The 25,590-nt window shown below is 70.1% G+C and carries 24 protein-coding genes; 8 read left to right on the top strand and 16 right to left on the bottom strand.

The genetic code is table 11. From position 1 onward, the window contains the following. Positions 1 to 35 precede the first annotated feature (35 nt). The 5 genes from AL2_RS05060 to AL2_RS05040 all read right to left on the bottom strand — a co-directional run bounded on the left by AL2_RS05060 (position 36) and on the right by AL2_RS05040 (position 4,589). The gene (locus AL2_RS05060) at positions 36 to 1,490 is read right to left on the bottom strand and encodes a carotenoid oxygenase family protein (protein ID WP_210748201.1); all 1,455 of its coding nucleotides are present in this window, start codon (positions 1,488 to 1,490) and stop codon (positions 36 to 38) included. A gap of 128 nt (positions 1,491 to 1,618) precedes the next feature. Next, positions 1,619 to 2,737, bottom strand: a complete 1,119-nt coding sequence (locus tag AL2_RS05055) for a hypothetical protein (protein ID WP_067629549.1) — start codon at positions 2,735 to 2,737, stop codon at positions 1,619 to 1,621. Then, positions 2,730 to 3,275 carry an RNA polymerase sigma factor gene (locus AL2_RS05050; RefSeq protein WP_067629548.1) on the bottom strand — a complete coding sequence of 182 codons (546 nt, stop codon included), beginning with the start codon at positions 3,273 to 3,275 and terminating at the stop codon, positions 2,730 to 2,732. Before AL2_RS05050 ends, AL2_RS05055 begins: the two co-directional genes overlap by 8 nt. A 314-nt stretch (positions 3,276 to 3,589) precedes the next feature. Further along, the gene (locus tag AL2_RS05045) at positions 3,590 to 3,778 is read right to left on the bottom strand and encodes a DUF397 domain-containing protein (protein ID WP_067629547.1); all 189 of its coding nucleotides are present in this window, start codon (positions 3,776 to 3,778) and stop codon (positions 3,590 to 3,592) included. Further along, on the bottom strand, positions 3,729 to 4,589 hold the full coding sequence (locus tag AL2_RS05040; protein ID WP_067629546.1) for a helix-turn-helix domain-containing protein: 861 nt from the start codon (positions 4,587 to 4,589) through the stop codon (positions 3,729 to 3,731). Before AL2_RS05040 ends, AL2_RS05045 begins: the two co-directional genes overlap by 50 nt. A 121-nt stretch (positions 4,590 to 4,710) precedes the next feature. On the opposite strand from AL2_RS05040, the gene AL2_RS37240 reads away from it, so the two are divergent. The 4 genes from AL2_RS37240 (at position 4,711) to ahpD (ending at position 7,186) form a co-directional block, all read left to right on the top strand. Next, positions 4,711 to 4,968, top strand: coding sequence for a PDC sensor domain-containing protein (locus AL2_RS37240; RefSeq protein ID WP_067629543.1), 258 nt, complete (start codon positions 4,711 to 4,713; stop codon positions 4,966 to 4,968). Between the two features lie 5 nt (positions 4,969 to 4,973). After that, a complete protein-coding gene (locus AL2_RS05030; RefSeq protein ID WP_157438006.1) occupies positions 4,974 to 5,423 on the top strand; it encodes an ATP-binding protein in 450 nt (149 codons plus the stop codon). A gap of 600 nt (positions 5,424 to 6,023) precedes the next feature. Then, positions 6,024 to 6,578: a peroxiredoxin gene (locus AL2_RS05025; RefSeq protein ID WP_067629542.1), complete on the top strand. Its 555-nt coding sequence runs from the start codon at positions 6,024 to 6,026 to the stop codon at positions 6,576 to 6,578. Between the two features lie 65 nt (positions 6,579 to 6,643). Further along, entirely contained in the window at positions 6,644 to 7,186 is a 543-nt protein-coding gene (gene ahpD / locus AL2_RS05020; protein WP_067630371.1) for an alkylhydroperoxidase, AhpD family, read from the top strand. A gap of 62 nt (positions 7,187 to 7,248) precedes the next feature. Here the strand turns inward: ahpD and guaA are convergent, their stop codons facing one another. Further along, on the bottom strand, positions 7,249 to 8,865 hold the full coding sequence (gene guaA, locus AL2_RS05015) for a glutamine-hydrolyzing GMP synthase (RefSeq protein WP_067629541.1): 1,617 nt from the start codon (positions 8,863 to 8,865) through the stop codon (positions 7,249 to 7,251). Positions 8,866 to 9,101: 236 nt separating this feature from the next. Between guaA and AL2_RS05010 the strand changes: the two genes are divergently transcribed. Further along, complete coding sequence (locus AL2_RS05010) at positions 9,102 to 10,028, top strand: zinc metalloprotease (protein WP_067629540.1); 927 nt, start codon at positions 9,102 to 9,104, stop codon at positions 10,026 to 10,028. Here the strand turns inward: AL2_RS05010 and AL2_RS05005 are convergent. Further along, positions 10,025 to 10,750, bottom strand: a complete 726-nt coding sequence (locus tag AL2_RS05005; protein WP_067629539.1) for a DNA alkylation repair protein — start codon at positions 10,748 to 10,750, stop codon at positions 10,025 to 10,027. The two genes, AL2_RS05010 and AL2_RS05005, sit on opposite strands and share 4 nt — an antisense overlap. 169 nt (positions 10,751 to 10,919) lie before the next feature. On the opposite strand from AL2_RS05005, the gene AL2_RS05000 reads away from it, so the two are divergent. Then, complete coding sequence (locus tag AL2_RS05000) at positions 10,920 to 11,831, top strand: zinc metalloprotease (protein WP_067629526.1); 912 nt, start codon at positions 10,920 to 10,922, stop codon at positions 11,829 to 11,831. 96 nt (positions 11,832 to 11,927) lie between these two features. Here AL2_RS05000 and AL2_RS04995 read toward each other — a convergent pair whose 3' ends face one another. Both AL2_RS04995 and AL2_RS04990 read right to left on the bottom strand, forming a co-directional pair. Beyond that, positions 11,928 to 13,679 carry an FAD-dependent oxidoreductase gene (locus tag AL2_RS04995; RefSeq protein WP_067629525.1) on the bottom strand — a complete coding sequence of 584 codons (1,752 nt, stop codon included), beginning with the start codon at positions 13,677 to 13,679 and terminating at the stop codon, positions 11,928 to 11,930. Positions 13,680 to 13,688: 9 nt separating this feature from the next. Beyond that, positions 13,689 to 15,260 (bottom strand): succinic semialdehyde dehydrogenase, encoded by a 1,572-nt coding sequence (locus tag AL2_RS04990; RefSeq protein ID WP_067629520.1) that lies wholly within the window; start codon positions 15,258 to 15,260, stop codon positions 13,689 to 13,691. A gap of 412 nt (positions 15,261 to 15,672) precedes the next feature. Between AL2_RS04990 and AL2_RS04985 the strand changes: the two genes are divergently transcribed. Next, positions 15,673 to 16,335, top strand: coding sequence for a TetR/AcrR family transcriptional regulator (locus tag AL2_RS04985; protein ID WP_083945930.1), 663 nt, complete (start codon positions 15,673 to 15,675; stop codon positions 16,333 to 16,335). Positions 16,336 to 16,392: 57 nt separating this feature from the next. Here the strand turns inward: AL2_RS04985 and glpD are convergent, their stop codons facing one another. From glpD to guaB, 3 genes are all read right to left on the bottom strand, one after another. Beyond that, the gene (glpD, locus tag AL2_RS04980) at positions 16,393 to 18,132 is read right to left on the bottom strand and encodes a glycerol-3-phosphate dehydrogenase (protein ID WP_067629517.1); all 1,740 of its coding nucleotides are present in this window, start codon (positions 18,130 to 18,132) and stop codon (positions 16,393 to 16,395) included. Positions 18,133 to 18,228: 96 nt separating this feature from the next. Beyond that, a complete protein-coding gene (locus tag AL2_RS04975; protein WP_067629515.1) occupies positions 18,229 to 19,344 on the bottom strand; it encodes a GuaB3 family IMP dehydrogenase-related protein in 1,116 nt (371 codons plus the stop codon). A 202-nt stretch (positions 19,345 to 19,546) separates the two neighbouring features. After that, complete coding sequence (gene guaB / locus AL2_RS04970) at positions 19,547 to 21,043, bottom strand: IMP dehydrogenase (protein WP_067629514.1); 1,497 nt, start codon at positions 21,041 to 21,043, stop codon at positions 19,547 to 19,549. A gap of 243 nt (positions 21,044 to 21,286) precedes the next feature. On the opposite strand from guaB, the gene AL2_RS04965 reads away from it, so the two are divergent. Then, entirely contained in the window at positions 21,287 to 21,676 is a 390-nt protein-coding gene (locus AL2_RS04965) for a DUF5319 domain-containing protein (RefSeq protein WP_067629513.1), read from the top strand. Between the two features lie 48 nt (positions 21,677 to 21,724). Here the strand turns inward: AL2_RS04965 and AL2_RS04960 are convergent, their stop codons facing one another. From AL2_RS04960 to groES, 4 genes are all read right to left on the bottom strand, one after another. After that, positions 21,725 to 22,498 (bottom strand): hypothetical protein, encoded by a 774-nt coding sequence (locus tag AL2_RS04960; RefSeq protein ID WP_067629511.1) that lies wholly within the window; start codon positions 22,496 to 22,498, stop codon positions 21,725 to 21,727. Continuing rightward, complete coding sequence (locus AL2_RS04955) at positions 22,495 to 23,187, bottom strand: sigma-70 family RNA polymerase sigma factor (protein ID WP_376741341.1); 693 nt, start codon at positions 23,185 to 23,187, stop codon at positions 22,495 to 22,497. The genes AL2_RS04960 and AL2_RS04955 overlap by 4 nt, the downstream gene beginning before the upstream one ends. A 215-nt stretch (positions 23,188 to 23,402) precedes the next feature. Continuing rightward, positions 23,403 to 25,028: a chaperonin GroEL gene (gene groL, locus AL2_RS04950; protein WP_067629510.1), complete on the bottom strand. Its 1,626-nt coding sequence runs from the start codon at positions 25,026 to 25,028 to the stop codon at positions 23,403 to 23,405. 84 nt (positions 25,029 to 25,112) lie between these two features. Further along, a complete protein-coding gene (groES, locus tag AL2_RS04945; protein WP_067629509.1) occupies positions 25,113 to 25,421 on the bottom strand; it encodes a co-chaperone GroES in 309 nt (102 codons plus the stop codon). Between the last annotated feature and the right edge of the window lie 169 nt (positions 25,422 to 25,590).

The raw sequence follows: 25,590 nt of genomic DNA, 5'->3' as shown, positions 1-25,590 counted from the left end.
ATCGTGATGAATCGCTGGTCAGCCGACGGTGTGATTCACCACAGCGGCAGCCGGTCCGGGTGCGGGATAGGTGAACCGGGCTCGGCGACACGCCTCGTGAACGTGCCGTGGAATCCGAACGGGATGTGGTGCTTCAGGTGGAGCGTGGCGACATCCTCCAGGCCTCGGGCGTCCAGGATGCTGAGCTGCGACCGGTGTTCCGCAGCGAGATACACCACGCTCAGCAGCCACCCGTCGTCCTCGGCCGCATCGGGCGTTCGGGGCACGAAGATGGGTTCGCCCACGTAGGCGTGCGGCCCCATCTCATGGACCTCTGTACGGCCGGTGTCGCTGTCGACCTTCAGGACGCTGTCGTACTCGCCGCTGGTCCCCGTCCGTCCGCTCATGTAGGTGTAGCGGTGCGGGCGTGTGGAGCGGCGCCAGTCGAACTGCGGAAGCTCGCCCGGCACATCGGAGAGCTGCGTCCCGATCACGCGCCCCGACGGCGTGATCCGGTACCGCATGAGCCTGCTGGCCGGCAGTTCGGGGAACCGCGTGCGGAACCCGGTGAGGTCCCGCCGGATCTCCTCGTAGTCGTCGAACTCCACCAGGTCGACGACCGTGTCCGTGCCGTCCTCGAAGGCGTTGGCGACATGGAGGTGGACGAGCGTCTCGTGCTCCACGATCCGCGCCGGCCCGCCGTTGCGCGGGACGAGCACGAACCGCGTCCCCTTCTCCGGACGGTGCCGGATCGCGTCGAACATGGGTCCGCCGCTCAGCATCGTGCGCAGGTCGAACATGTACGGGTCCAGGACGAACACCATGTGCTCGCTGGTCAGCGCGACATCGTGGTTCCAGGGCATGTTCAGCATCCGCACCCTGGCGAGCCGCCGCATCCGGCCCCGCCGGTCGACCTTCCAGCAGTTCAGTGCGGGGAACGGCGCGAACTCCTGGCCGAAGTTGAACATCTCCCCGGTCGCCGGGTCCCACTTCGGATGCGCGGAGAACGCCTTGAGCATGCCCCGGAGCCGCCCGCCGAAGTCGTGGATGCCGAGGGTCTCCAGGGTGTCCGGGTCGAGCCGGTAGGGCGGCCCGCCCTCCCACAGGGCCAGCAGCCGGTCGGCGTGCATCACGACGCCGGTGTTGGCGGCGTTGGCGGGCCCCTTCGCCTTGGCGAAGTTGGTCCAGAACCCGCCCGGGAGCGCCGTCCCCACGGCGGGGCGGCGCGCACGGCCGGCGACCATGCCGTCGTGGAACTGCGGCGTCCGGACGTACCGGTTGCGGAACCTGACCTCGCGGCCGTCGAAGGCGAACTGCGAGACCATCCCGTCGCCGTCGAAGAGGTGGTGCAGCAGCGTGCGCCCGACCTCCCACTTGCCCGGCCCGATCCGGTACAGCGTCCCGGTCAGGCCGGCCGGGAGCTCGCCGTCCACCTCGTCGATGACGTAGTCGTGCTCGTGCATCAACGGGGTGAAGATGTTCTCCATGTCCGGCGCGGTCTGCAAGGGCACGGCGGCCTCCCCGTTCTGGATACGGACGTCCCCAGAAACGTAAGTTCTAACTTACCGCCGCGTCAATGCGCGTCCACCGGCAACTCGCCCGCGCCCCCGGGCCGCGGGCGAGCCACCGGCGGCGACGCTCAGCCGCGGTGGGGCTGCTCGTTCGTCCAGCCCGCCGACGTGACCGTCGTGTAGCTGAGGACGTCCCCGGGCTCGCGCTGGGGAACGTCCACGGCGATCCGCTCGAAGCCCATGAGGCGGTAGGTGTCCGGGTCGAGGACGACGCGCGTCTCCGTCGCGGCGTCGCGCATCGCCAGCCCGATCCCCGTGCGGCCCTTGGCGTCCTTCACCGTGCCGATCGCCTTCACCCCCGGCAGGTCCGCCATCGCGCGGAAGACGACCGACCGTCCGGACGCCGACACGGGGTTCAGGGTGATGAGCCGGAGCCCCTTCCACAGGTAGTCGACCGTGGCGGTCTTGCGGGGATCGCCCAGCATGAGGGTCTTGTACCGGTCCGGATTCTCGCCGAACTTCTGGAGCTGCTGCTCAAGGGCCAGCATCTGGAACTCGCACTCGCTCGGCCGGTCCGCGTTGGCCGCGCACTTCTTCCGGATGTCCGCCGGGTCGTGCTGCGCCAGCGAGGCCTTCTTGTGCTCCGGTGTCTCGACCCGCTTCTCCCAGCCGACCGTTCCCAGGTCCTTCGTGGTCAGCGTCAGCCGGTGGCCGTCCGCCTCCACGCGCATGCTCTGCGGCGAACCGGCCTTCTTCCAGGCGTCGGCGTCCTTCGGCGTCAGCGGCCTCGCGCCGGGCGCCACCATGGCGTACTCGACGTCGGGGTCGGAGCTCGAACGCGCCTTCCAGCGGTCCCATCGGTCGCCGTAGGTGATGGAGTAGCCGTCCGCTCCCCCGACGCGGTACACGTTCCCGTCCTCGCTCACGACGTGCCAGTAGCGTCCGGGCGCCTCTGTCGACGCGTGATCGGCGGCGGCGAGCAGGATGCGCTGCGCGTTCGGGTCCGTGGATCCGAGCTGCGGCGCTTCGCCGTCCGAACCGGTTCCGCCGCCGGTGAGCACCGTGGCGACGCCGACGGCGAGCGCCATGGCGGCGGCGGCCCCGGCCAGGCCGAACACGGGACGCCGGCTCATCTGGCGCCGCGCCGCGGGCTTGCCCGCGTGCAGGCGGCGGCGCCCCTCCGCGACGACGTCCTCGGACGGCGGCTCCTCCAGCAGCAGTGCGCGGATCATGCGGTCGTCATTCATCGCTGTCCTTCCCGAGGGCGTCCTTCACCTTCGCGCGGGCGCGGCTCAGCCGCGACGTGACCGTGCCGTAGGGAACGCCGAGTGCTTCCGAGATCTCCTGGTTCGACAGTTCGCTGAGCGCGCTGAGCAGCAGGACGTCCCGCTGGCCCTGCGTCAGCGAACGCAGCGCCTTGGCCAGGCGCGGCTGCAGGCCCTCGGCCCGCACCCAGTTGACGACCCGCTCCTCATGGCCGCCGTCGATCGTCTCCGGGCCGACCTTCGCCATCGCCCGGTACCGGCGCGACTCCTGCCGCCGGTGCTGCGCCACCAGCTTCGTGGCGATCCCGAACAGCCAGGGCCGGATGCTCCCCCGCTCCGGGTCGAAGCGGTGCCGCTGCCGGAGCGCGATGACGAACGTGTCGGCGGCGATGTCGTCCGCCACGTCCCGTCCCAGCCGCCCCGCGATGTAGCGGTGGATGTCGGTGAAATGCTCGTCGTAATGCACCGCGAAGTCGTCGGCCTGACGCGGTTCGGGCCGAGCGATCCCGGTGCCCTTCACGTCTGGTGACCTGTCATTGGGGCGCCTCTCTGCGAACGGGTACGGTCACCCATCACTCCGCCCGCAGCCCCGATTCTGCTCCCGCGGATTCACGCGACATGCTCACAGCCGATGTACGTGATTGCGTACCCTCACTCGGAGGGGGGGTGCGATGCAACCGATGTCCGCGAGCGAGTTCCACTCGAACCTGGCCGCCGTGACCAGCCTGCGCGAGTACGAGTCACTGAAGGAGACGGCGGCCAGCGGCCGGGCAACAGCCGATCTTGATCATGCAGAGAAGAAGCGGCGCGGTCCCCGGCCAACCGGCCCCTGGATCAAAGGTCGTAGTGCCCCGCCTTGACCCGCCCCAGGAGAGCCGCCAGGTCGCCCGCGCTGACTACCAGGTGCGCAGCGGACAGGCTCTTACTGTCCCGAATCCCGACAGCACCCTCCAAGGAGGCGAGCTCCACGCAGTCAGAGGTTCCGTGTGACTGGCTGTAGCTGCTCTTCCGCCATGTCGTCATAGCACTCGCCTATCTGCTCTAGGTGCTCACGCGACTGATCCTCGCTCCAGGCTCGTGCCGCGAGCCGCTGGAAGCGCGACGCCACACCAACGGCCTCAGTCTGATCATCGATGACTCGACCGATACCCAGCGCGTTACCCGAGTAGGCCGCCAAGCGCCGACCTGGCAGCGTGAAGCACCAATAGGAACCATCTACGCCCGTATGCGGCGCAGCCGACAGCGGAAGTATACGGACGGAGACATGGCGTGACTTGCCCATCTCAACCAGTTTGTTCCGCTGATCCGCCATGACCTGCGGACTCGCCATCTGCCGAAGAGCTATCTGGTCGATCAGGATCCATAGGTTCGGCTGACCGTCCAGGATCGCCGCCTGAAGATCCATCCGCATCGCCACTGCCACTTCAAGGTCATCAATGAGACCCGCGGCGTGGCCTGCCGCCAGCAGACTCCTCGCATATTCCTCCGTCTGAAGCGGAAGCGGCACCAGGTTGTGGGAGTAGATGCAGTGCTCGATGGCCTTGCGCTGGTAGCGGTCGAGGCGGGATGGGGCGTTTGCATCGATTCCGAGTTTTGCGTAGCCCAGCCAGATCGTGAAGACGCCGCCGGTGTCCCATGCCTTGTCGAGGGCGGCGCACTCGCGGGTGCCGAGTTGCTTCTCGCCGGACTCGTATTTGGAAACCTGGCCGATGGAGCAGTTGAGGAGCTTCGCGACGTCGGCCTGGGTCAGGCCGCGCTGGAGGCGCAGGAAGCGCAGGTAGTAGGCCAGGAAGGCGTAGATCGACTCGTGCGGGTCAGGGGACGGACGGACCATGATCGCGCACCTCCGCACTTCATTGTTTTTCTGATGTTGTCGGCAACAATGACAACCATAAGCCTTGTTGGTCAATCTGTGGCGCGGAATAGGAACGTCCACGACAGAGGCGATCACGAGAATGGGTATCGACAAATTCCGCAAGGATGACTTCATAGACGAAACGGACTCGCTTCCGGCCGTCCAGCGGACCGAGGCGCGGTGGGCGGAGCCCTATCGGGCGCGTGGTACCGGGCTGTGGACGGTCCATCTGCGCCGGCCCGAGACGCTCCGGAACAGCGACGGGCACCTGGTCGCCACGGTCACCGCGGGCGATCTCCACACGCTCGGCGACCTCATGGCCCAGCAGGACGCGCTGGCGAGGGAAGGCCGGCGGTGAGCGCCATGATCGAGGGAACGTCGGCCGGCCCCAAGGCACTGCGGCGAAGCCTTCTCGCCACACCCGACGCCGTCCAGCAGGGCCGTCTCATCGTGGAGTCGCAGGCCCTCCAGTGGAGGGTTCCGCAGAGCACGGTGGACGACGCCGCCCTCATCGCGTCCGAGTTGCTGACGAACGCCAGTCGGGCAACACCGTGTCAGGCGATCACGTTGCGGCTGGCCCTCGTCCCGGCCGGGCTGCGCATCGAGGTGTGGGACGGCTCCCCGGAGAAGCCGCAGGCGTCCACGCCCGACCTCACAATGCCGACGGAACCCCTGCCGGACGACGCGCCGGACCCGGGTGGGTGGGGCCTGAGCATCATCGCGTCTCTCGCCGAGGAACACGGCTGCCGTCCCGAGCACGGCGGTAAGAGCGTCTGGGCTGTCTTGCCCACAACTTTCAGGAGGAGTTCATGAGTCGGCCGTACGAGTTCGTCAAGGGCACCTTGTGCCTGGAGTTCGACCGCCACGAGTGGCAGGGCTTCATCGAGAGCGTCACGAACAACGAATTCGACATCTGACGCACATCAGACTGCGGGCCCCGTTCCCCCTGGGCGGGGCCCGCTTGGTGGAAGGCTCGGCCCGTGACCATCCCGCCGTTCGATTACGACGCCTATCAGCGGGACGAATACCGCGACGACCGGCTTCGCAAGCCGTCCCGGACGATCCGGCAGGCGCCGGTCACGCCGGAGGTTCTGGTCACTCCATGCGTGCGACGGGCGACAGAGGCTCTACACTTGCTCGCTACGCAGGGTTAGGCCCGATTTCGGATGAGTTTCTGTGATTTACGTCTATTGGACGTCACTTCAGTGCATCGCCGGAATTTCATCACCGCAGGTCACGGCGTTTTCCGGGGCATTGATAGGTAACTCCTATCGCACTCTTGGGATTAATCGATTTCTCTTTTGAATCGATCCGCGGCACTGTGAGTGACATCGGCCGCCGAGGCGCAGAACCCCGCGGCCCCTCCTGCGCCTCCTCAAGCGGAGGCGACCCTCTCTTGACGAAGGAGCATCCGTGCTTACTGTCGGTGACCAGTTCCCCGAGTACGAGCTCACCGCCTGCGTCTCGCTGGACGCCGAGAACGCGTTCGAGACGATCAACCACAAGTCCTACGAGGGCAAGTGGCGCGTCGTCTTCTTCTGGCCCAAGGACTTCACCTTCGTGTGTCCGACCGAGATCGCCGAGTTCGGCCGCCTCAACGAGGACTTCGCCGACCGCGACGCCCAGGTGCTCGGCGCGTCCGTCGACAACGAGTTCGTCCACTTCGCGTGGCGCAAGGACCACCCGGACCTGCACGAGATCCCGTTCCCGATGCTGTCGGACCTCAAGCGCGAGCTGACCGAGGCCCTCGGCATCCTCACCGAGGACGGCGTGGCCCAGCGCGCGACGTTCATCGTCGACCCGAACAACGAGATCCAGTTCAGCATGGTGACCGCCGGTTCCGTCGGCCGGAACGTCAAGGAGGTCCTGCGGGTCCTCGACGCGCTCCAGAGCGACGAGCTGTGCCCCTGCAACTGGAACAAGGGCGAGGACACCCTCGACGCCACCAAGCTGCTGGCCGGCGCCTGATCCCGAACCCCTTCACGGCCGGCCGCGCGTCGCGGCCGGCCGTTCGCATGAAAGGACGCATGATCATGAGCGTTGACGCGCTGAAGAGCGCCCTCCCGGGCTACGCCAAGGACACCAAGCTCAACCTGGGGTCGCTGACCTCCACGTCCCAGCTCACCGAGCAGCAGCTCTGGGGGACGGTCCTCGCCTGCGCCCTCGCCACGCGCAGCGCCGTCGTCATCCGGGAACTGGCCGAGGACGCGGGCGACTACCTGTCCGCCGAGGCGTTCGAGGCGGCCAAGGGCGCCGCGTCGATCATGGCGATGAACAACGTGTACTACCGCTCCACCCACCTGATCGGGGACGAGACGTACGCGACGCTGCCCGCCAAGCTGCGCATGTCGATCATCGGCAGGCCCGGCGTCGACAAGGTCGACTTCGAGCTGTGGTGCCTCGCCGTGTCCGCGATCAACGGCTGCGGGCAGTGCCTGGAGTCGCACGAGAAGGTCGTCCGCGGGGGCGGCCTGTCGCGCGAGCTCGTCCAGGAGGCGCTGCGGATCGCCGCCGTCGTCAACGCGGCCGCCGCGACCCTGGACGCCGAGGCCGCCCTGGCCCCCGCGACCGTCTGAACCACCGGAGAAACGTGAGGGCCCGGGTGCGCGCACCCGGGCCCTCATGTCTTACCGGCCGGTCACTCCCACTCGATCGTGCCCGGGGGCTTGGACGTGATGTCGACCGTGACGCGGTTGATCTCGCGGACCTCGTTGGTGATACGGGTCGAGATCCGCTGCAGGACGTCGTACGGGAGCTTCGCCCAGTCGGCGGTCATCGCGTCCTCGCTGGTCACCGGGCGCAGGACGATCGGGTGCCCGTACGTCCGGCTGTCGCCCTGCACGCCCACGGACCGGACGTCCGCCAGCAGCACCACCGGGAACTGCCAGATGTCGCGGTCGAGACCGGCGCGGGTCAGCTCCTCCCGGGCGATGGCGTCGGCGTCGCGGAGGATGTCCAGGCGGTCGCGCGTGACGGCGCCGATGATGCGGATGCCGAGGCCCGGCCCCGGGAACGGCTGCCGCCAGACGATCTCGGACGGCAGGCCGAGCTGCTCGCCGAGCGCGCGGACCTCGTCCTTGAACAGCGTCCGCAGCGGCTCGATCAGCTTGAACTGCAGGTCGTCGGGGAGGCCGCCGACGTTGTGGTGCGACTTGATGTTGGCCGCGCCGGTGCCGCCGCCCGATTCGACCACGTCCGGGTAGAGGGTCCCCTGGACAAGGAATTCGACCGGCTCGGACGCGTCCTCCGCACTCTTCTGGGGGGACGCCCCCCCAGACCCCCCGGAACCGCCGTGGACAATCTCTCGAGCCGCCTCCTCGAACACGCGGATGAACTCGCGGCCGATGATCTTGCGCTTCTCCTCGGGGTCGGTGACCCCGTCGAGGGCGGCGAGGAAGCGGTCCTGGGCGTCCACGACGTGCAGGTTCACGCCGGTGACGGCGACGAAGTCCTTCTCGACCTGTTCGGGCTCGCCCTTGCGCAGCAGGCCGTGGTCGACGAACACGCAGGTCAGCTGGTCGCCGATGGCCCGCTGGACGAGCGCGGCGGCGACGGCGGAGTCGACCCCGCCGGAGAGCCCGCAGATCGCCCGCCTGCCGCCGACCTGCTTCCGGACGGCCTCGATCGACTCGTCCGCGATGTTCACCATCGTCCAGCTCGGACGGCATCCGGCGCCTTCGTAGAGGAAACGCCGGAGAATCTCCATGCCGTACTGGGTGTGCAGAACCTCCGGGTGGAACTGGACGCCGAAGAAGCCGCGCTCCAGGTCCTCCATGCCGGCGACCGGCGTGACGTCGGTGCTGGCCGTCACGGTGAAGCCGGACGGGGCGCCGCTGACGAAGTCTCGGTGGGACATCCACACCGCCTGCTCGTGCGGCAGGCCCGCGAACAGCATGCCCGGGGACGCGACCGCGACGGTCGCGCCGCCGTACTCGGCGACGTCGGAGTTCTCGACCGTGCCGCCCAGGGCCTGCGCCATCACCTGGTGGCCGTAGCAGATGCCGAGCGTCGGGACGCCGATGTCGAACAGCCCCTCCGGCGCGATCGGGGCGCCGTTCTCGTACACCGACGCGGGGCCGCCGGAGAGGATGATCGCCTTCGGCCGCTTCGCGAGCATCTCCGCCGCCGGCATGGTGGACGGGACGATCTCGCTGAACACATGGCACTCGCGGACGCGCCGCGCGATCAGCTGCGCGTACTGCGCGCCGAAGTCGACGACGAGAACGGTGTCAAAGGACTGGTCTGCGGCCACCAGCTAAGCCTTTCGCACGGCCGGAAGGGGGCTCCAGTCTACGGGCCCGCTGCCTGCGCCGATGCGCCGACCCCCGACACTCCCATCACATGGTGCGATTGGCCGATAACGGTCGGCATTCGTTTACCTTGATCCCACTCGCTGCGGCACTTCGTTCTGATACGTCTTGGTGACGTCCTGTAGTCGAAAGCACCGCGCCCGCATGGTCCCCGTCCGCAAGCGACCTCCCTAGGAGTGCCGTGAAGCTGCTCGCCGCCGCCGTCCTGATCGCCGCTCTCGTCCCCGCCGCTCCGTCCGGGCCCGCCGCCTTGCGCGGGCCCGCGGACGACTGCGCGCACCCCGAGGCGCGGCTGCGGACGAACGGCCACGGCCGGGAGCGCAACGACCTGACCCCGGCGCAGGCGGCCATCGTGGAGCGGCGTCTCGACCGGATCCTGGACGGCCTCGGCCTGAGTCTCGACGCGGACGACCAGCCGGACGGCACCGACGTGCGTCAGGCCGCCCAGATCACCGTCCCGGTCTACTTCCATGTGATTCACGACGGGGCGACGGGCAACGTGTCCACTGCGGAGGTCGAGCGCCAGATCAGCACCATGAACGCGTCCTACGGCGGACGCAACGGTGGTGCGAACACGGGCGTCTCCTTCGTACTGCGTGAGATCAGCCGTTCCGACAACGCGGCCTGGTTCCAGGACCCGGAACGCTACGAAGGCACCTACAAGCCGATGCTGCACAAGGGCGGCAAGGGCACGCTGAACCTGTACAGCACCTACATCGGCGGCGACCTGCTCGGCTGGTCGACGTTCCCATGGAAGTACAAGGCCGACCCCGCGATGGACGGCGTGACCATCCACTACGGCAGCATGCCGGGCGGCGGCATAGAGCACTTCAACAAGGGCTTCAGCGCCACCCATGAGGTGGGGCACTGGCTGGGGCTCTACCACACGTTCCAGGACGGTTGCGGCGGCAAGGGCGACCGGGTCGCCGACACCCCTGCTGAGCGCGACCCCTCCAACGGCTGCCCGACCGGCAAGGACACTTGCCCCGCCCCTGGGTCCGACCCCGTGCACAACTACATGGACTACAGCTACGACACGTGCATGACGTCCTTCACCACCGGCCAGGGTGCCCGTATACACGAGGTGTGGCAGGCCTACCGCGCTTAGGAGGCCCTCCGGAGCCGAGCCGCATCGTCTTCGGGCAGGCGCCGGAGGGCCTCGCGCAACGTCACGCCCGAGATGGTGCCGAGACGGGGCTCGACCCATCGCACCACCCACGCCGGGTCCTTCTTGGAGAGCTCTCGGAGGACCCACCCCAGGGCCTTCCTGATGAAGAACTCGCGCTCGCCTATCAGCGCGTCTCCGAACCGGCTGATTCTCTCCAGATCCGGGTTTCCCGTCCGGACGCCCGGCAGCAGCGCCAGGACGGCCGTGCGCCGTATCCACATGTAGGGGTCGGCGACCCATGCGTCCAAGGCCGTCGCCAGTTCCGGATGCCGGACGACCAGCCGGCCGACGACCCTCTCCGCGATGTTGTCGACGTACACCCAGCTCGCTGAGTCGCGGACGAGGCGTTCCGCCATCCCCATGTCGCGAGGCTCCAGCAGCGCGGCCCGTTTGACGAGCACCTCTATGGCCGCCATGCGGGCTTCATGCACGGGACGGCCTTCGTCGGACACGTCCCAGAGAACCCGTGCAAGGCTCAGCAGCTCGTTCCGCGTAGGCGCGGCCTTGACCGCCGACACGGCGACCTTGCGCACCGCCGGTACGGGGACGCCGATGTGCGTGAAATCGCTCTTCAGATAGCGTTTCTCGCTCTCGGCCCGCGCCGGGTCGGCCTGCGCGCGCAACTCCGCCAAGATCTGCGCCGCCGCCCCCTCCACGTCCATGCGGGACACGCTACGCCCCGACGCTAGGGCGCCGTTTTCAGCGTTACACGTCCCCATTCGTCCAGGTTTGCCAAAGACGTGACGTTTGTTCGCATCCACTCTTGTTCCAGCGATGACTCCGCTCCCCCAGCGCGCGCTCCCCCGCTCGCGCCGCCCCCCAAGGAGTTCCATGAAACGCGCCGGAATCGCCACCGTCCTCGGCCTGGCCGCCGCCTTCACGGCGTACGCGCCCTCCGCCCCCGCCACCCTGGCGGCCCAGTCCGCCCAGTCCGCCCAGTCCACCCAGTCCACCCAGTGCGCCGACCAGCCCGCGCAGGCCCGCGTCCGGGCCGGGGCCCACGTCACCGAACGGAACCAGCCGAGCTCGGCCAAGGTCGCCGCGATGGAGAAGGACTTCCAGAAGCGCGCCGGCAAGCTCAAGACGATGCGGGCCGCCGCGGCCATCACCGTCAGGGTGCACTTCCAGGTCGTCTACGGCAGCGCGGGCAACGTGTCCGACACGACGCTGCAGCGGCAGCTCACCGTCCTCAACAACGCCTACGCCGGCAGCAACGTGACGTTCACCCTCGCGGAGATCAGGCGGACGAGCAACGCGTCCTGGTTCTCCGACCCGGAGGGCTACGAGCGCCAGATGAAGAGCTCCCTGCACACCGGCAACGCACAGGACCTCAACATCTACACCGCCGACCTCGGCAGCAGCCTGCTCGGCTGGGCCACGTTCCCGAGCAGCTACCGCTCCCAGCCCACGATGGACGGCGTCGTCATCCACTACCAGAGCCTGCCGGGCGGCGCTCTGGGCAACTACAACGAGGGCGACACCGCCACCCACGAAGTGGGCCACTGGATGGGCCTCTACCACACCTTCCAGGGCGGCTGCAGCGGCCAAGGCGACCGCGTCTCCGACACCCCCGCCGAGCAGAGCCCCGCCTCCGGCTGCCCGACCGGCCGCAACACGTGCTCCGCCCCTGGAGCCGACCCGATCCACAACTTCATGGACTACAGCTACGACTCGTGCATGTACGAGTTCACTCCGGGCCAGAACGCCCGCATGCAGTCCCAGTGGGCCGCCTACCGCGCCTGACCAGCCCCCTCGGAGCCCACTGCGGCCACCCCGCCGCGGTGGGCTCCACCACGTCCACCAGAGCCGCGGCGCCCACCGCCCCGGGCCACCGGGAAATCAGGTGATGTCGACGATGGGGAGTTTCAGGGCCGCAGGGGCGTCCGCCGGGACGACCGGGTTCTTCGGCCGGACGGGGGCCACGCGGCGGTAGGCGGTGCCCAGGGCCGGGCGCGGGTCGTCCTCGGAGCGGTTCGGCCAGAACGACATGGCGCGCTCGGCCTGGGCCGTGATGGTCAGGGACGGGTTGACGCCCAGGTTGGCGGAGACGGCCGAGCCGTCCACGATGTGGAGGCCGGGATGTCCGTAGACGCGGTGGTAGGCGTCGATCACGCCCGTCTCGGCGGAGTCGCCGATGGCGCAGCCGCCGAGGAAGTGGGCCGTCATCGGGATGTCGAACAGGTCGCCCCAGGTGCCGCCCGCGATGCCGCCGATCTCCTCGGCGATCCGGCGGGTGGCCTCGTGGCCCTCCGGGATCCAGGTCGGGTTCGGCTCGCCGTGGCCGGCGGACGCGCGGACGTCCCAGCCGAACGGGCCCCGCTTCGGGCGCAGCGTGATCGAGTTGTCGCGGGTCTGCATGACCAGGGCGATGACCGTCCGCTCGGACCAATGGCGGACGTCGAAGAGCTGGATGAGGTCGCGGGGCCTGCGCACCACCTCGCGCGCGAACTTGCGGAGGCGGGGCCGGTGCTTCTCGCCGGGGCGGTCGCCGTCGACGAGGAGGGTCTGCAGGCCGGCGAGAAGGTTGGAGCCGCGGCCGTAGCGGACGGGCTCGACGTGCGTGTCGGGCGTCGGATGGAACGACGAGGTGATCGCGACGCCCGCGGAGAAGTCCGGGCCGGGCTTGCCGTTGCCGCGGCCGCCACCGAGGATCGCCTCGGAGTTCGTGCGGGTCAGGGCGCCGAGACGGTCCGACAGGCCCGGGAGGGCGCCGGTCGACTTGAGCTTGTGCAGCAGCTTCTGCGTCCCGTACGTGCCGGCGGCGAAGACGACCTGGCCGGTGGTGAACGTCTTGCGGTTGCGCCCGAACGAGCCGGTCCGCACGATCTCGACCTCGTAGCCGCCGCCGGGCAGCGGCTTGACCGAGGTCACGCGGCTGAGCGGCATCACCCGGGCGCCGGCCTTCTCGGCGAGGTACAGGTAGTTCTCCGTGAGCATGTTCTTCGCGCCGTGGCGGCAGCCCACCATGCACTCGCCGCATTCGAGGCAGCCGCGGCGGCGCGGGCCGGCCCCGCCGAAGAACGGGTCGGCGCTCTCGATCCCGGCGCCGGGCCCGAAGTAGACGCCGACCGGGGTCTTGACGAAGGTGTCGCCCTTGCCCATCCGGTCGGCGACCCTCTTCATGACCTTGTCGGCCTCGGTCGTCGTCGGGTTCTGGACGACGCCGAGCATCCGCTTCGCCTGCTCGTAGTAGGGCGCCAGCTCCTGCTGCCAGTCGGTGATGTGCGCCCACTGCCGGTCCTTGAAGAACGGCTCCGGCGGGACGTACAGGGTGTTGGCGTAGTTCAGCGACCCGCCGCCCACACCGGCGCCCGCGAGCACCATCACGCGGCTCGACTTCGCACCCCGGACGAGGTGCATCCGCTGCATGCCGGTCAGGCCGAGCGCCGGGGCCCAGAGGTACCGCGCTATCCGCCAGTTCGTTTTCGGCAGCTCCGGATACCGGGCCCCCGGCGCGCCGGACGGGTTCGTGTCGAAGCGGCGGCCCGCCTCGATCACGCCGACCCGGTAGCCCTTCTCGGTCAGCCGCAGCGCCGACACGCTGCCGCCGAACCCCGATCCGACGACGAGCACGTCGAAGTCATGCTTCACGGGCGATCCCTACTTGATGCGCAGCTTCTTCATGAGCTTGATGCCGGACGCCATGTAGTCCGCGAACTTGTCGTACGCGATGGCGCCGGGGGGTTCGAGGTCCATGAGGTGCTGGCTCGCGACGGTCTGCACCTCGGTGAACTTCAGCAGGCCCTCGGTCCCGTGGCGGCGTCCCATACCGGACTGCTTCATCCCGCCCATCGGGGAGTCGTACGACGCGAACGCGGCGCCGTAGCCGTCGTTCACGTTGACGGTTCCCGCCTGGATGCGGGCGGCGAGACGGCGGCCCCGCGCCGCGTTCTTCGTCCACACCGAAGCGTTCAGGCCGTAGGGGGTGTCGTTGGCGCGGGCGACGACCTCGTCCTCGTCCCGGTACTTGTAGACCGCGACGACGGGCCCGAACGTCTCGTTCGCGCACAGGTCCATGTCGCCGTCGACGTCCGCGAGGATCGTCGGTTCGTAGAACAGCGGGCCGACGTCGGGACGCGCCTTGCCGCCGGCGAGGACGGTCGCGCCCTTCTCCACGGCCTGGTCGACGTGCCGGCTCACCGCGTCCAGCTGACGCTCGTAGGTCATCGAGCCCATCTCGGCGTCGAAGTCGAGGCCGGCGCCGAGCTTCATGTCCTTGACCAGCTCGACGAACCGGGGGACGAACCGGTCGTAGATGTCCTCGTGGACGTACATCCGCTCGATCGAGATGCACAGCTGGCCGGCGTTGGTGAAGCACGCGCGGATGGCGCCGCGCGCGGTCCGCTCGACGTCGGCGTCCGCCATGACGATCATCGGGTTCTTGCCGCCGAGCTCCAGCGAGTAGCCGACGAGGCGGGACGCGACCTTCTCGGCGATGGCCTTGCCGCCGCGCGTCGAACCGGTGAACGAGACGTAGTCGGCGCTCTCCAGCAGCGGGTCGCCGATCTCGGACGGCTCGCCCACGACGATCTGCCACAGGTCCTTCGGCAGCCCGAGGGAGACCAGCAGGTCCAAGACCCACAGGCTGGACAGGCATGTCTGGGTGTCCGGCTTGTGGATCACCGCGTTCCCCGCCATGATCGCCGGCGCGATGTCGCTCGCTCCCAGCGCGAACGGGTAGTTCCACGGGGAGATCAGCGCCACGACGCCCTTCGGGTGCCGCAGTTCCTGCACGCGCGTCAGCCCCGGCATCATGCCCTGCCGCCGCTTCGGCTTCAGCAGCTTGGGGGCCCGCCGGGCGTAGTACAGCGAGCACAGCGCCACGTCGAGGAACTCCTCCATCGCGTGGCGGCGCGCCTTGCCGGTCTCCAGCTGGATGACGTCGAGGATCTCCTCGCGCCGGTCGACCAGCGCGTCCGCCAGCCGCAGGAACGGCTTGACCCGCTCCCCTGCGGGCAGCGCCGCCCAGGCCCGCTGCGCCTCCCGGGCGCGCTCGTGGGCCTTGCGGACGTCGTCGGCACTGGAGACCGGAACGGTAGCGAGCGGCTCACCGGTGAACGGGCTGGGGATCGTCGCGCTCTCTGAGCCGTCCGAGACCACGTGGGAGACCAGCCGGTCGACCAGGGTCTGGGAGAGCTGCGCGTCTTTGGCAGGGACCGTCGGGGATGCCATGCAGGCAGAGTATGACCCCCTGGCCATTTTTGGCTACCTGCAAGTAACGCACTACGTGCAGTGATATGCCCCACCTGATCCCGTAGTGTCCGTCACCAGCTGACAACCGGCGGCGAACGGAGCGTTCCAAGACGGCCGGAATTGCGCAACTCCCAGACTGACCATGTCCGACCGGTGTATTCCGAAGAGGACGGGAGAATCTCGGCGCGCGACCCGCCGCCCGGACCGGCCGCTGCCACGCGTCCGGCCACGGCGAGCCGCCGCCGCACAAGGGGAGGAACGGACGCACGCCCGCGAACGGAGCCGCGCACGGGCGGCCGGCGCCCGCGCGGGAAGGTACGGCCACGGCACATGGGGAGCCGGACACGCGACGCACGAGGAGCACGTGTCTCGGCCAGGGAGGGGACAGCGTATGAGGGACGCCTACGGCGACAGGCGGTCTGAGGATGCCATCGCGGGGGGCGGGGCCCTGCGGCCGCCCGGAGGCAGCGGCCCCGGGCCGCGGCGGGACCGGCGGGAGCAGACTCGCGTCGCTCTGCTCAGCGCCGCCGAGCGCCTCTGGGCCGAGCACGGCATCCACGGCGCCTCGCTCGACGACATCGCGGCGGCGGCCGGGCTCACCAAAGGCGCCGTCTACTCCAACTTCGCGGGCAAGACCGACCTGCTGCTCGCGCTGATGGAACGCATCACCAGCGACCGCACCCGCCCCGACGTCTGCGACGAGCTGCGCGCCGCCGGAGACGGCGCCGGCCTCAGCGGCCGCCCGTCCCGCCACGACGCCGACGACGGGCCCCGCCGCATCACGCTGCTCCTCGTCGAGTTCTGGCTCTACGGCATGCGCGACTACGCCGCCGGCTGGCGGATCGCCGACTGGTACGCCGAGCGCCGCGCCCAGCTGGCCAGCGAACTCGAACCCGCGGACGGCATCGCTCCCGCCGACCGCGCCACCCTCACTCTCGCGCTGGACTTCGGCCTGGCCTTCCAGCACCTCCTGGACCCGGACCGAGTCCCCGCCGATCTCTACAGGACCGGCAAGTCCCTCGTGCAGGCCCCCTGCCCGGACGCCCCCGCCTGACCGCGCCCGCATCGCGGCCCCACGACGTTCACGGCCGGTTCGGCCGGTTCGGCCGGGTCAGGGGGTCGCGATGGGGACTATCTCGGGGGCGCCCTTGCGGTGGGCGTCGGCCTCCTGGTCGTCGTCCTGCGTCTGGGAGGCGCGTTCGGCCTCCACGCGCTTGCGGTAGTACTCGATCTCGCGGTCGCGCTGCTTCTTGGACCAGCCGAGGACGGGGGCCAGGAGGTCGGCGGCCTCCTGGGCGACGCCGACGCCGCGGTCCCAGGTCTCGATGGAGACGCGGGTGCGGCGGGCGAGGACGTCGTTGAGGTGCCGGGCGCCCTCGTGGGTGGCGGCGTAGACGACCTCGGCGCGGAGGTAGTCCTCGGCGCCCGTCAGCGGCTTGGCCAGGTCGGGCTTGTCGGAGATCAGTTCGAGCAGATCGTCCACGAGGGTGCCGTAGCGGCGCAGGAGGTGCTCGATGCGAGCGACGTGCACGCCGGAGCGGGACGCCAGGCGGTGGCGGGCGTTCCACATCGCCTGGAAGCCGTCGCCGCCGACGAGCGGGATGCGGTCCGTGCAGGACTCGGCGACCTTGCCGTCCAGGCCGTGGACGACGGCGTCGATGGCGTCCTTGGCCATGACGCGGTACGTCGTGTACTTGCCGCCGGCCACCAGGACCAGGCCCGGGACGGGGTGCGCGACGACGTGCTCACGGGAGAGCTTGGAAGTCTCCTCGGTCTCGCCGGTGAGCAAGGGGCGCAGGCCCGCGTAGACGCCCTCGACGTCGTCGTGGGTGAGGGGGGTGTTGAGGACGGAGTTGACGTGGTCCAGCACGTAGTCGATGTCGGCCTTGGAGGCGGCCGGATGCGCCCTGTCGAGGTCCCAGGCCGTGTCGGTGGTGCCGATGATCCAGTGGCGTCCCCACGGAATCACGAACAGGACGGACTTCTCCGTGCGGAGGATGATCCCCGTCGAGGAGTGGATGCGGTCCTTGGGGACGACCAGGTGAATGCCCTTCGAGGACTTCACATGGATCTGGCCGCGCCCGCCGACGAGTTCCTGGATGTCGTCCGTCCAGACGCCGGTGGCGTTCACGACCTGCTTCGCGCGGACCTCGCTCGTCGTGTTCCCTTCGAGGTCGCGGATGCGCAGGCCCGTGACGCGTTCCCCCTCGCGCAGGAAACCGAGGCACTGGGTGCGGGACGCGATCTGGGCGCCGTACTCCGCGGCCGTCCGCAGCACCGTCATCACGTAGCGGGCGTCGTCGACCTGCGCGTCCCAGTACTGGATCGCGCCGGTGAAGGAGTCCTTGCGCAGGGACGGCGCGAGCCGCAGCGCGCCGCGCCGGGTCAGGTGCCGGTGGTGCGGGACGCCGCGGGTGCTGCCCATCTGGAACGCGAGCGCGTCGTACAGCGCGACGCCCGCCCCCAGGTACGCCCGCTCCCACACGTGGTGGGTCGTCGGCAGCAGGAACGGGACGGGCTTCACCAGGTGCGGCGCGATCTGCTGCAGCAGCAGGCTGCGCTCGGTCAGCGCCTCCCGGACGAGGTCGAAGTTGTACTGCTCCAGGTAGCGCAGCCCGCCGTGGATCAGCTTCGACGAGCGCGACGACGTCCCGGACGCGAAGTCGCGCGCCTCGACCACCGCGACCGACAGCCCCCGGGTGGCCGCGTCCAGCGCCGCGCCCGCCCCGACGATGCCGCCGCCGACGACGACGACGTCGAACTCCTCGCGCGCCATGCGGTCGAGCGCCGCCGCCCGCTCGGCCGGGCCCAGCCGGGAACTTCCAAGTCCGGTCACCGGTGATGCCGTCATCGCATATCCCCCCACAGCGTTCGGTTCCCAGCAGTACCTACCCAAGAGTAGGGACGGGCCCACTCCCGAAAACCCTGAACGAGCGTGGGTTCGCTCTCAGTCGGTGGACCGGCGTGGAGCCACCACGACCTGTACCCGCTGGAACTCCTTCAACTCCGTGTAACCGGACGTCGCCATGGCGCGGCGCAGGGCCCCGATGAGGTTCATGGAGCCGTCCGCGACATGGGACGGGCCGTAAAGGATCTGCTCCATCGTCCCGATCGTCCCGATGTCGAGGCGGGTTCCGCGCGGGACGTCGCCGTGGTGCGCCTCGCTGCCCCAGTGGTAGCCGCGCCCGGGCGCCTCGGTGGAGCGGGCGAACGGGGAGCCGACCATCACGGCGTCGGAGCCGCACGCGAACGCCTTGGCGATGTCGCCGCTGTTGACCATGCCGCCGTCGGCGATCACGTGGACGTAGCGTCCGCCGGACTCGTCCATGTAGTCGCGGCGGGCGGCCGCCACGTCCGCGACCGCGGTGGCCATGGGGACGGCGACGCCGAGGACGGTCCGCGTCGTGTGCCCCGAGCCGCCGCCGAACCCGACCAGGACGCCGGCGGCGCCGGTCCGCATCAGGTGCAGCGCGGCCGTGTAGGTGGAGCAGCCGCCGACGATGACGGGGACGTCGAGGTCGTAGATGAACTGCTTGAGGTTGAGGGGCTCGGCCCGTCCCGACACGTGCTCGGCGGACACGGTCGTCCCGCGGATCACGAACAGGTCGACGCCCGCGTCGATGACGGCCTTGTGGAACTGGGCGGTGCGCTGCGGCGACAGCCGCGCGGCGACGGTGACGCCCGCCTCCCGGACCTCTTCGATCCGGCGGCCGATCAGCTCGTCCTTGATCGGCTCGGAGTAGATCTCCTGGAGCCGCTCGGTGGCGCGCACGTCGTCCAGCGAGGCGATCTCGGCGAGCAGCGGCTCGGGGTTCTCGTACCGCGTCCACAGCCCTTCGAGGTCGAGGACGGCGAGGCCGCCGAGCCGGCCGACGGCGATCGCGGTGGCGGGGCTGACGACGCTGTCCATCGGCGCGACGACCAGCGGCATCTCGAAGCGGTAGGCGTCGATCTGCCAGGCGACGCTGACCTCCTCGGGGTCGCGCGTCCGGCGGGACGGCACGATGCCGATGTCGTCGAAGGCGTACGCCCGGCGGCCGCTCTTACCCCGGCCGATCTCCACCTCAGCAGCCACTCTGTTCCTTTCATCGCCCTCGGCGTCAGGCGCTGGAGCACCTTCGTCGGCGGGCAATGCGGCGATCGCTGCATCGCTCCGACTCGCCCAGGGGCCCGCTGCGCGATCAGGTTCTCGCAAGCTCGAACCCGGCTTCGCACGCGATCGCAACGTTTCGGTTGTTGCAGGTCTGGTTCCTACCCTGGGGATTCTATCGGCCTTGGTAATTCGGGGCTTCTACGGTCATCTGGATGTCGTGGGGGTGGCTTTCGCGGAGGCCGGCGGCGCTGATCCGCATGAGCTGGCCGCGCTCCTGGAGTTCGGGGATCGTGCGGGTCCCCGCGTACCACATGGACTGGTGCAGGCCGCCGACCAGCTGGTGCGCGACGTTGGCGAGCGGGCCGCGGTAGGGCACCTGGCCCTCGACGCCCTCGGGGATCAGCTTCTCCTCGGCGCTGACGTCGGCCTGCGCGTAGCGGTCCTTGGAATAGGACGCGCCGCGCTCGCGGTTGCGCATCGCGCCGAGCGAGCCCATGCCGCGGTACGACTTGTACTGCTTGCCATGGACGAAGATCAGCTCGCCCGGGGACTCCTCGACGCCGGCGAGCAGGCTGCCGAGCATGACCGTCTCGGCGCCCGCGACCAGGGCCTTGGCGATGTCGCCGGAGTACTGCAGGCCGCCGTCCCCGATCACCGGGACGCCGGCCTCCTTCGCCGCGCGGGCCGCCTCGAAGATCGCGGTGATCTGCGGGACGCCGACGCCGGCGACGATGCGGGTGGTGCAGATCGAGCCGGGGCCGACCCCGACCTTGATCGCGTCGGCGCCCGCGTCCACCAGGATCTTCGCGCCGGCGTAGGTGGCCACGTTGCCGCCGATGACCTCGACCCCGGAGTTGCCCTTGATCACGGCGATCGTGTCGGCGACGCCCTTGGAGTGGCCGTGCGCCGTGTCCACGATGATCACGTCGGTGCCGGCCTCGATCAGCGCGCGGGCGCGGCGGATCGCGTCCTCGCCGACGCCCACGGCGGCGGCGACGAGCAGCCGGCCGTCGGAGTCCTTGGTGGCGTCCGGATACTGCTCGCTCTTGGTGAAGTCCTTGGTGGTGATGAGGCCCTTGAGCCGGCCGTCGGCGTCCACCAGCGGGAGCTTCTCGACCTTGTTGCCCGCCAGCAGCCGGAACGCCTCGTCCCGCGACACGCCCACCGGCGCCGTCACCAGCGGCATCGGGGTCATGACCTCGCGGACCGAACGGGACAGGTCGGACTCGAAGCGCATGTCGCGGTTCGTCACGATGCCGACCAGGACGCCCCGCACGTCGGTGACCGGCACGCCGGAGATCCGGTAGCGCGCGCACAGCTCCTCGACGTCGGCGAGCGTCGCGTCCGGCAGGCAGGTGACCGGGTTGGTGATCATCCCGGACTCGGACCGCTTGACCCGGTCGGCTTCCTCGGCCTGGTCCTCGATCGACATGTTGCGGTGCAGGACGCCGATGCCGCCCTGCCGCGCCATCGCGATCGCCGTGCGCGCCTCGGTCACCGTGTCCATCGCCGCGGACAGGAGCGGGATCCGCAGCGAGATCGCGCGGGTGAGCCGCGTCGTGGTGTCGGCCTCGCCGGGCTGCATGTCGGAGTACCCGGGGAGCAGCAGCACGTCGTCGAAGGTCAGGCCCTGCGGGAGGAACTTGTCGGGCTCGGCGGCGGGGTTCATGACGTCCTTCCCGTGGTGGTGGCGGCATCGGGCCAGGTCACGCGGGACCCTGTTCCCATGGTAGGCCGTGAGCCCGCGCCGGGACGGGCTCTTGCGCACGACGGGCACGTGGTCTTGATGACACCACTCAACAAGCCGGACGGCGCCGAACATTCCCGTCACTCCTCCACGCAGCGTGTCTGTTCGCGCACAGAGGAGAGCGGGGGGTGCACCTTTCGGGCCGTCCGGCAGTAGCGTGGGAGTGTGCACGACGACGCTCCGCTCGACCCGTTCGCCGGAGATCCGGAGGATCCGGCGGCGGCGCTCGGCGACCCCGGCGACGAGGCCGCTCCGCTCACCGTGACGGAGCGGGAGGACGTGCTGGCCGACCTCGCCGACCTGGAGGTGTTCCGGGCGCTGCTGGAGCCGCTCGGCGTGCGCGGGCTCACCGTCGACTGCGGCGACTGCGGCAAGCTGCACTACATCGACTGGGAGCTGCTGCACGGCAACCTGCGCCACCTGCTGGACGCCGGCCTGCCCCGCGTCCACGAACCCGCCCTCTCCCCCGACCCCGTCGACTACGTGAGCTGGGAGTACGCGCGCGGCTACGTCGACGGCGTGATCGACAGCGAAGAGGGCCACGACGAGACCTAGCCGCCGCACCCGCCGGTTCCGGAGGGCCCGCCGGTTCCCGGAGGGCCGTCAGCCGTCCCAGCGTGGGGTTTTGTAGTTGTTCGCTTGTTCCTCGGCTTCGCGGCGCAGGTCGTCCAGGCGGCGGCCCAGGTCGTCGTCGGGCGGGCCGGCGTCCGGGCGGCCGGACGGGGCCGAGCGCGTGATCGCGGCGGGGAGGTCCGGGCGGCCGTGCTCGTGCCGGGGCGGGAACAGCTGCTCCAGGCGCCGCTTGAGGCGTTCGATGTCCGCGCGCTCGAGGTCGCGGCGCGGCTGGGACGCCGTGCCGGGCACCGGGCGGGCGGGCGGCCGCGGACGCTCGTGCGTCGCGGCGTCGACGTCGGCGGCCGCGGGCTCGCCGTTCCGACCGGGCATCCCGGACGAGCTGGGGGCCGGGGCGGCGGCGGAGCGGTCGGCGACGCCGCCGCCCGCCGCCGCGACGCCGGTGCTGGCGAGGACGGCGCCCGCCACGCCCAGCGCGACGATGGTGCGGGGCCCGCGGCGCCGCGGGCCGGGGCCGGGCGGGGCCGGCGGGGCCGGGTCGGCGATCTGCTCGTCCACGTCCGCGACCAGCGCGCTCAGCAGCCGCACCGCCGGGTCGGACTCGTCGGCCGGACGCGCCGGGCCGGGGCCGCGCCGCGCCGCCAGCGACTCGATGAGCGCGTCGGTACGGCGGACCGCGGCCAGGTCCGCGGCCAGGTCCGCGGCCGGCGGCCGGGCCGCCGGGGCCGGGGCATCACCGGAGTGCGAGGGCTCGGCCGGATTCGGGGCGCCCCCGATGCCGGTGAGGGGGCCTCGCTCCGTCAAGCGATCGACTCCTCTCTGGCCATCGCCCGGAGCCGGGCCAGGGCCCGGTGCTGCGCGACCCGCACCGCGCCCGCGGACATGCCCAGCACGTTGCCGGTCTCCTCGGCCGACAGGCCCGCGACGACCCGCAGCAGCACCAGCTCGCGCTGGTGCTCGGGCAGCCGGGTGAGCAGGTCGCGGGCGCGCTGCGCCTCGATGTAGCGGACCACGGTCTCCTCGGGCCCGGGACGGTCGTCGGGACCGTCCGGCAGGTCCTCGGTGGGCACCGCGGCGCGGACCGCGCTGCGCAGCGCGTCGGCGATCTTGTGCGCGGCGATGCCGAAGACGAAGGAGGCGAAGGGGCGGCCCATGTCCCGGTAGCGGGGCAGGGCCGACAGGACGGCGATGCAGACCTCCTGTGCCACGTCGTCGGCGATGTGGTACTGCCCGGAGACGCGGCCGAGCCGGGCCCGGCAGTACCGGACGATCATGGGACGCACCTCGGCGATGAGGACCTCGATGGCGCCTGGATCGCCCTGCACGGCGAGGTTCGTCAGCTCCCTGAGATCGCCGTCGCCCGCGACCGCGGCGCGCGGAACCCGGGTCCCGCGGCCGGTGTCGCGGGGCGGTGGAGGGGCAGGCCCTCCCGAGGGTTCGGCAGCGCGCGCGGTCATGGTCCCGGCGTAGCATCCCTCGGTCACGTCAAGCATGATGCCCAGCACCGCCGGGCGTGTCTGCCCCGTCCATGGCAACGGAATGGTCACAGTGCTGGAACGAACCTGGGGATACTACGCCGCGCGTTCGCTCCACCGCCCGGTGTCACGAAATCTTGACCGGCTCCTCCAGCTCCGGACAGGTCCTCAGTCGGCGAAAGGCGAGACCCCCGCCCGGACGGACGGGGGCCTGCCATGCGGTTCCGGACGGCTCAGTGGCCGTGCCCGTGACCGTGGCCGTGACCGCCGGCGGCCGGCTCCTCTTCCTCCGGCTTGTCGACGACGAGCACCTCGGTGGTGAGCAGCATGCCCGCGATCGACGCGGCGTTGGTGACCGCCGAACGCGTGACCTTCACCGGGTCGATGACGCCCTGGGCGATCAGGTCGCCGTACTCGTCCGTCGCGGCGTTGTAGCCGTGCCCGGCCTGCAGCGCCTGCACCTTGGAGACGACGACGTAGCCCTCCTGGCCGGCGTTCTCGGAGATCCACCGCAGCGGCTCGTTCAGCGCGCGGCGGACGGCCTCGGCACCGGTGGCCTCGTCGCCGGACAGCCCGAGCGCGTCGAAGCCCTCCTTGGCGACGTGCACCAGCGCGCTGCCGCCGCCGGACACGATGCCCTCCTCGATCGCCGCGCGGGTCGCCGAGATGGCGTCCTCCAGGCGGTGCTTCTTCTCCTTCAGCTCCACCTCGGTGGCGGCGCCGACGCGCAGCACGCAGACCCCGCCGGCCAGCTTGGCCAGGCGCTCCTGCAGCTTCTCGCGGTCCCAGTCGGAGTCGGAGTTCTCGATCTCGACCTTGATCTGGTTGACCCGCGCGTTGATGTCGTCCGCGGAGCCCTCACCGTCGACGACGGTGGTGGCGTCCTTGGTGACGGTGATGCGGCGGGCGCGGCCGAGGTCCTCCAGCCCGATGGAGTCGAGCTTGAGGCCGATGGCCTCGCTGACGACCTGGCCGCCGGTGAGGGTGGCCATGTCGCCGAGCATCGCCTTGCGGCGGTCGCCGAAGCCGGGCGCCTTCACCGCGACCGACAGGAACGTGCCGCGGATCTTGTTGGCGACGAGCAGCGCCAGGGCCTCGCCCTCGACGTCCTCGGCCACCACGAGCAGCGGCTTCTTGGTCTGCGCGACCTTCTCGGCCAGCGGCAGGAACTCCTGCACGTTGGAGATCTTGCCGTCCACGATGAGCACGTAGGCGTCCTCCAGGACGGCCTCCATGCGCTCGTGGTCGGTCACCATGTGCGGCGACAGGTAGCCCTTGTCGAACTGGAGGCCCTCGGTGAACTCCAGCTCAAGGCCCATCGTGTGGGCCTCCTCGACGGTGATGACACCGTCCTTGCCGACCTTCTCGAACGCCTCGGCGATCAGCTCGCCGATCTGCGGGTCCTGCGCGGAGATGGTCGCGACGTGCGCGATCTCGTCCTTCTCCACGATCTCCCGGGCCGACTTCAGCAGCTGGTCGGACACGAACTGGGCGGCGGCGTCGATGCCGCGCTTGAGCGCGAGCGGGGACGCGCCGGCCGCCACGTTGCGGGTGCCCTCCCGGACCAGCGCCTGCGCGAGGACGGTCGCCGTGGTGGTGCCGTCGCCCGCGATGTCGTTGGTCTTGGTCGCCACTTCCTTGGCGAGCTGGGCCCCGAGGTTCTCGTAGGGGTCCTCCAGCTCCACCTCGCGGGCGATGGTGACGCCGTCGTTGGTGATCGTCGGCGCGCCGAACTTCTTGTCGATGACGACGTTGCGGCCGCGCGGGCCGATCGTCACCTTGACGGCGTCCGCGAGAGCGTTGACGCCGCGCTCAAGAGCCCGGCGAGCGTCCTCCTCGAATTCCAGGATCTTCGCCATGCGGATACTCCTCTTCACGCGATCCGCCCCGGCAGCCCCGCCGAAGGCGGCGCCGACCGGGGCGGGTGCATCACGTCTCGGTGATTACTTCTCGATGACCGCGAGCACGTCGCGGGCCGAGAGGACGAGGTACTCCTCGTTGTTGTACTTGACCTCGGTGCCGCCGTACTTGCTGTAGAGCACGACCTCGCCGACCTTGACGTCGACGGGGACGCGCTCGCCCTTGTCGTCGACACGGCCCGGGCCCACCGCGATGACGGTGCCCTCCTGGGGCTTTTCCTTCGCGGTGTCCGGGATCACCAGGCCCGACGCGGTGGTGGTCTCGGCCTCAAGCGGCTGGACGACGATGCGGTCCTCAAGCGGCTTGAGAACAACCTTGGTGGCGGTCGTCACGATCTGACCTCCCCTTCGATTGGTCCTCGGCCGGCCACGGATGACCGGCCAGCACATGTGACAGAGAGGCGACCCTGGACCGGCCTGCCGTCGCGGGTGCCAGACCGACCTTTGTCGCTGTTTGTTGGCACTCTCAGTACGAGAGTGCCAGTCATGGAGACTATTCCGT

Source organism: Actinomadura latina NBRC 106108 (assembly GCF_001552195.1).
GTDB classification, from domain to species: Bacteria; Actinomycetota; Actinomycetes; order Streptosporangiales; family Streptosporangiaceae; genus Spirillospora; species Spirillospora latina.
The sequence above is the reverse complement of the archived record's forward strand: the minus strand, read 5'-3'. Positions and strand labels throughout refer to the sequence as shown.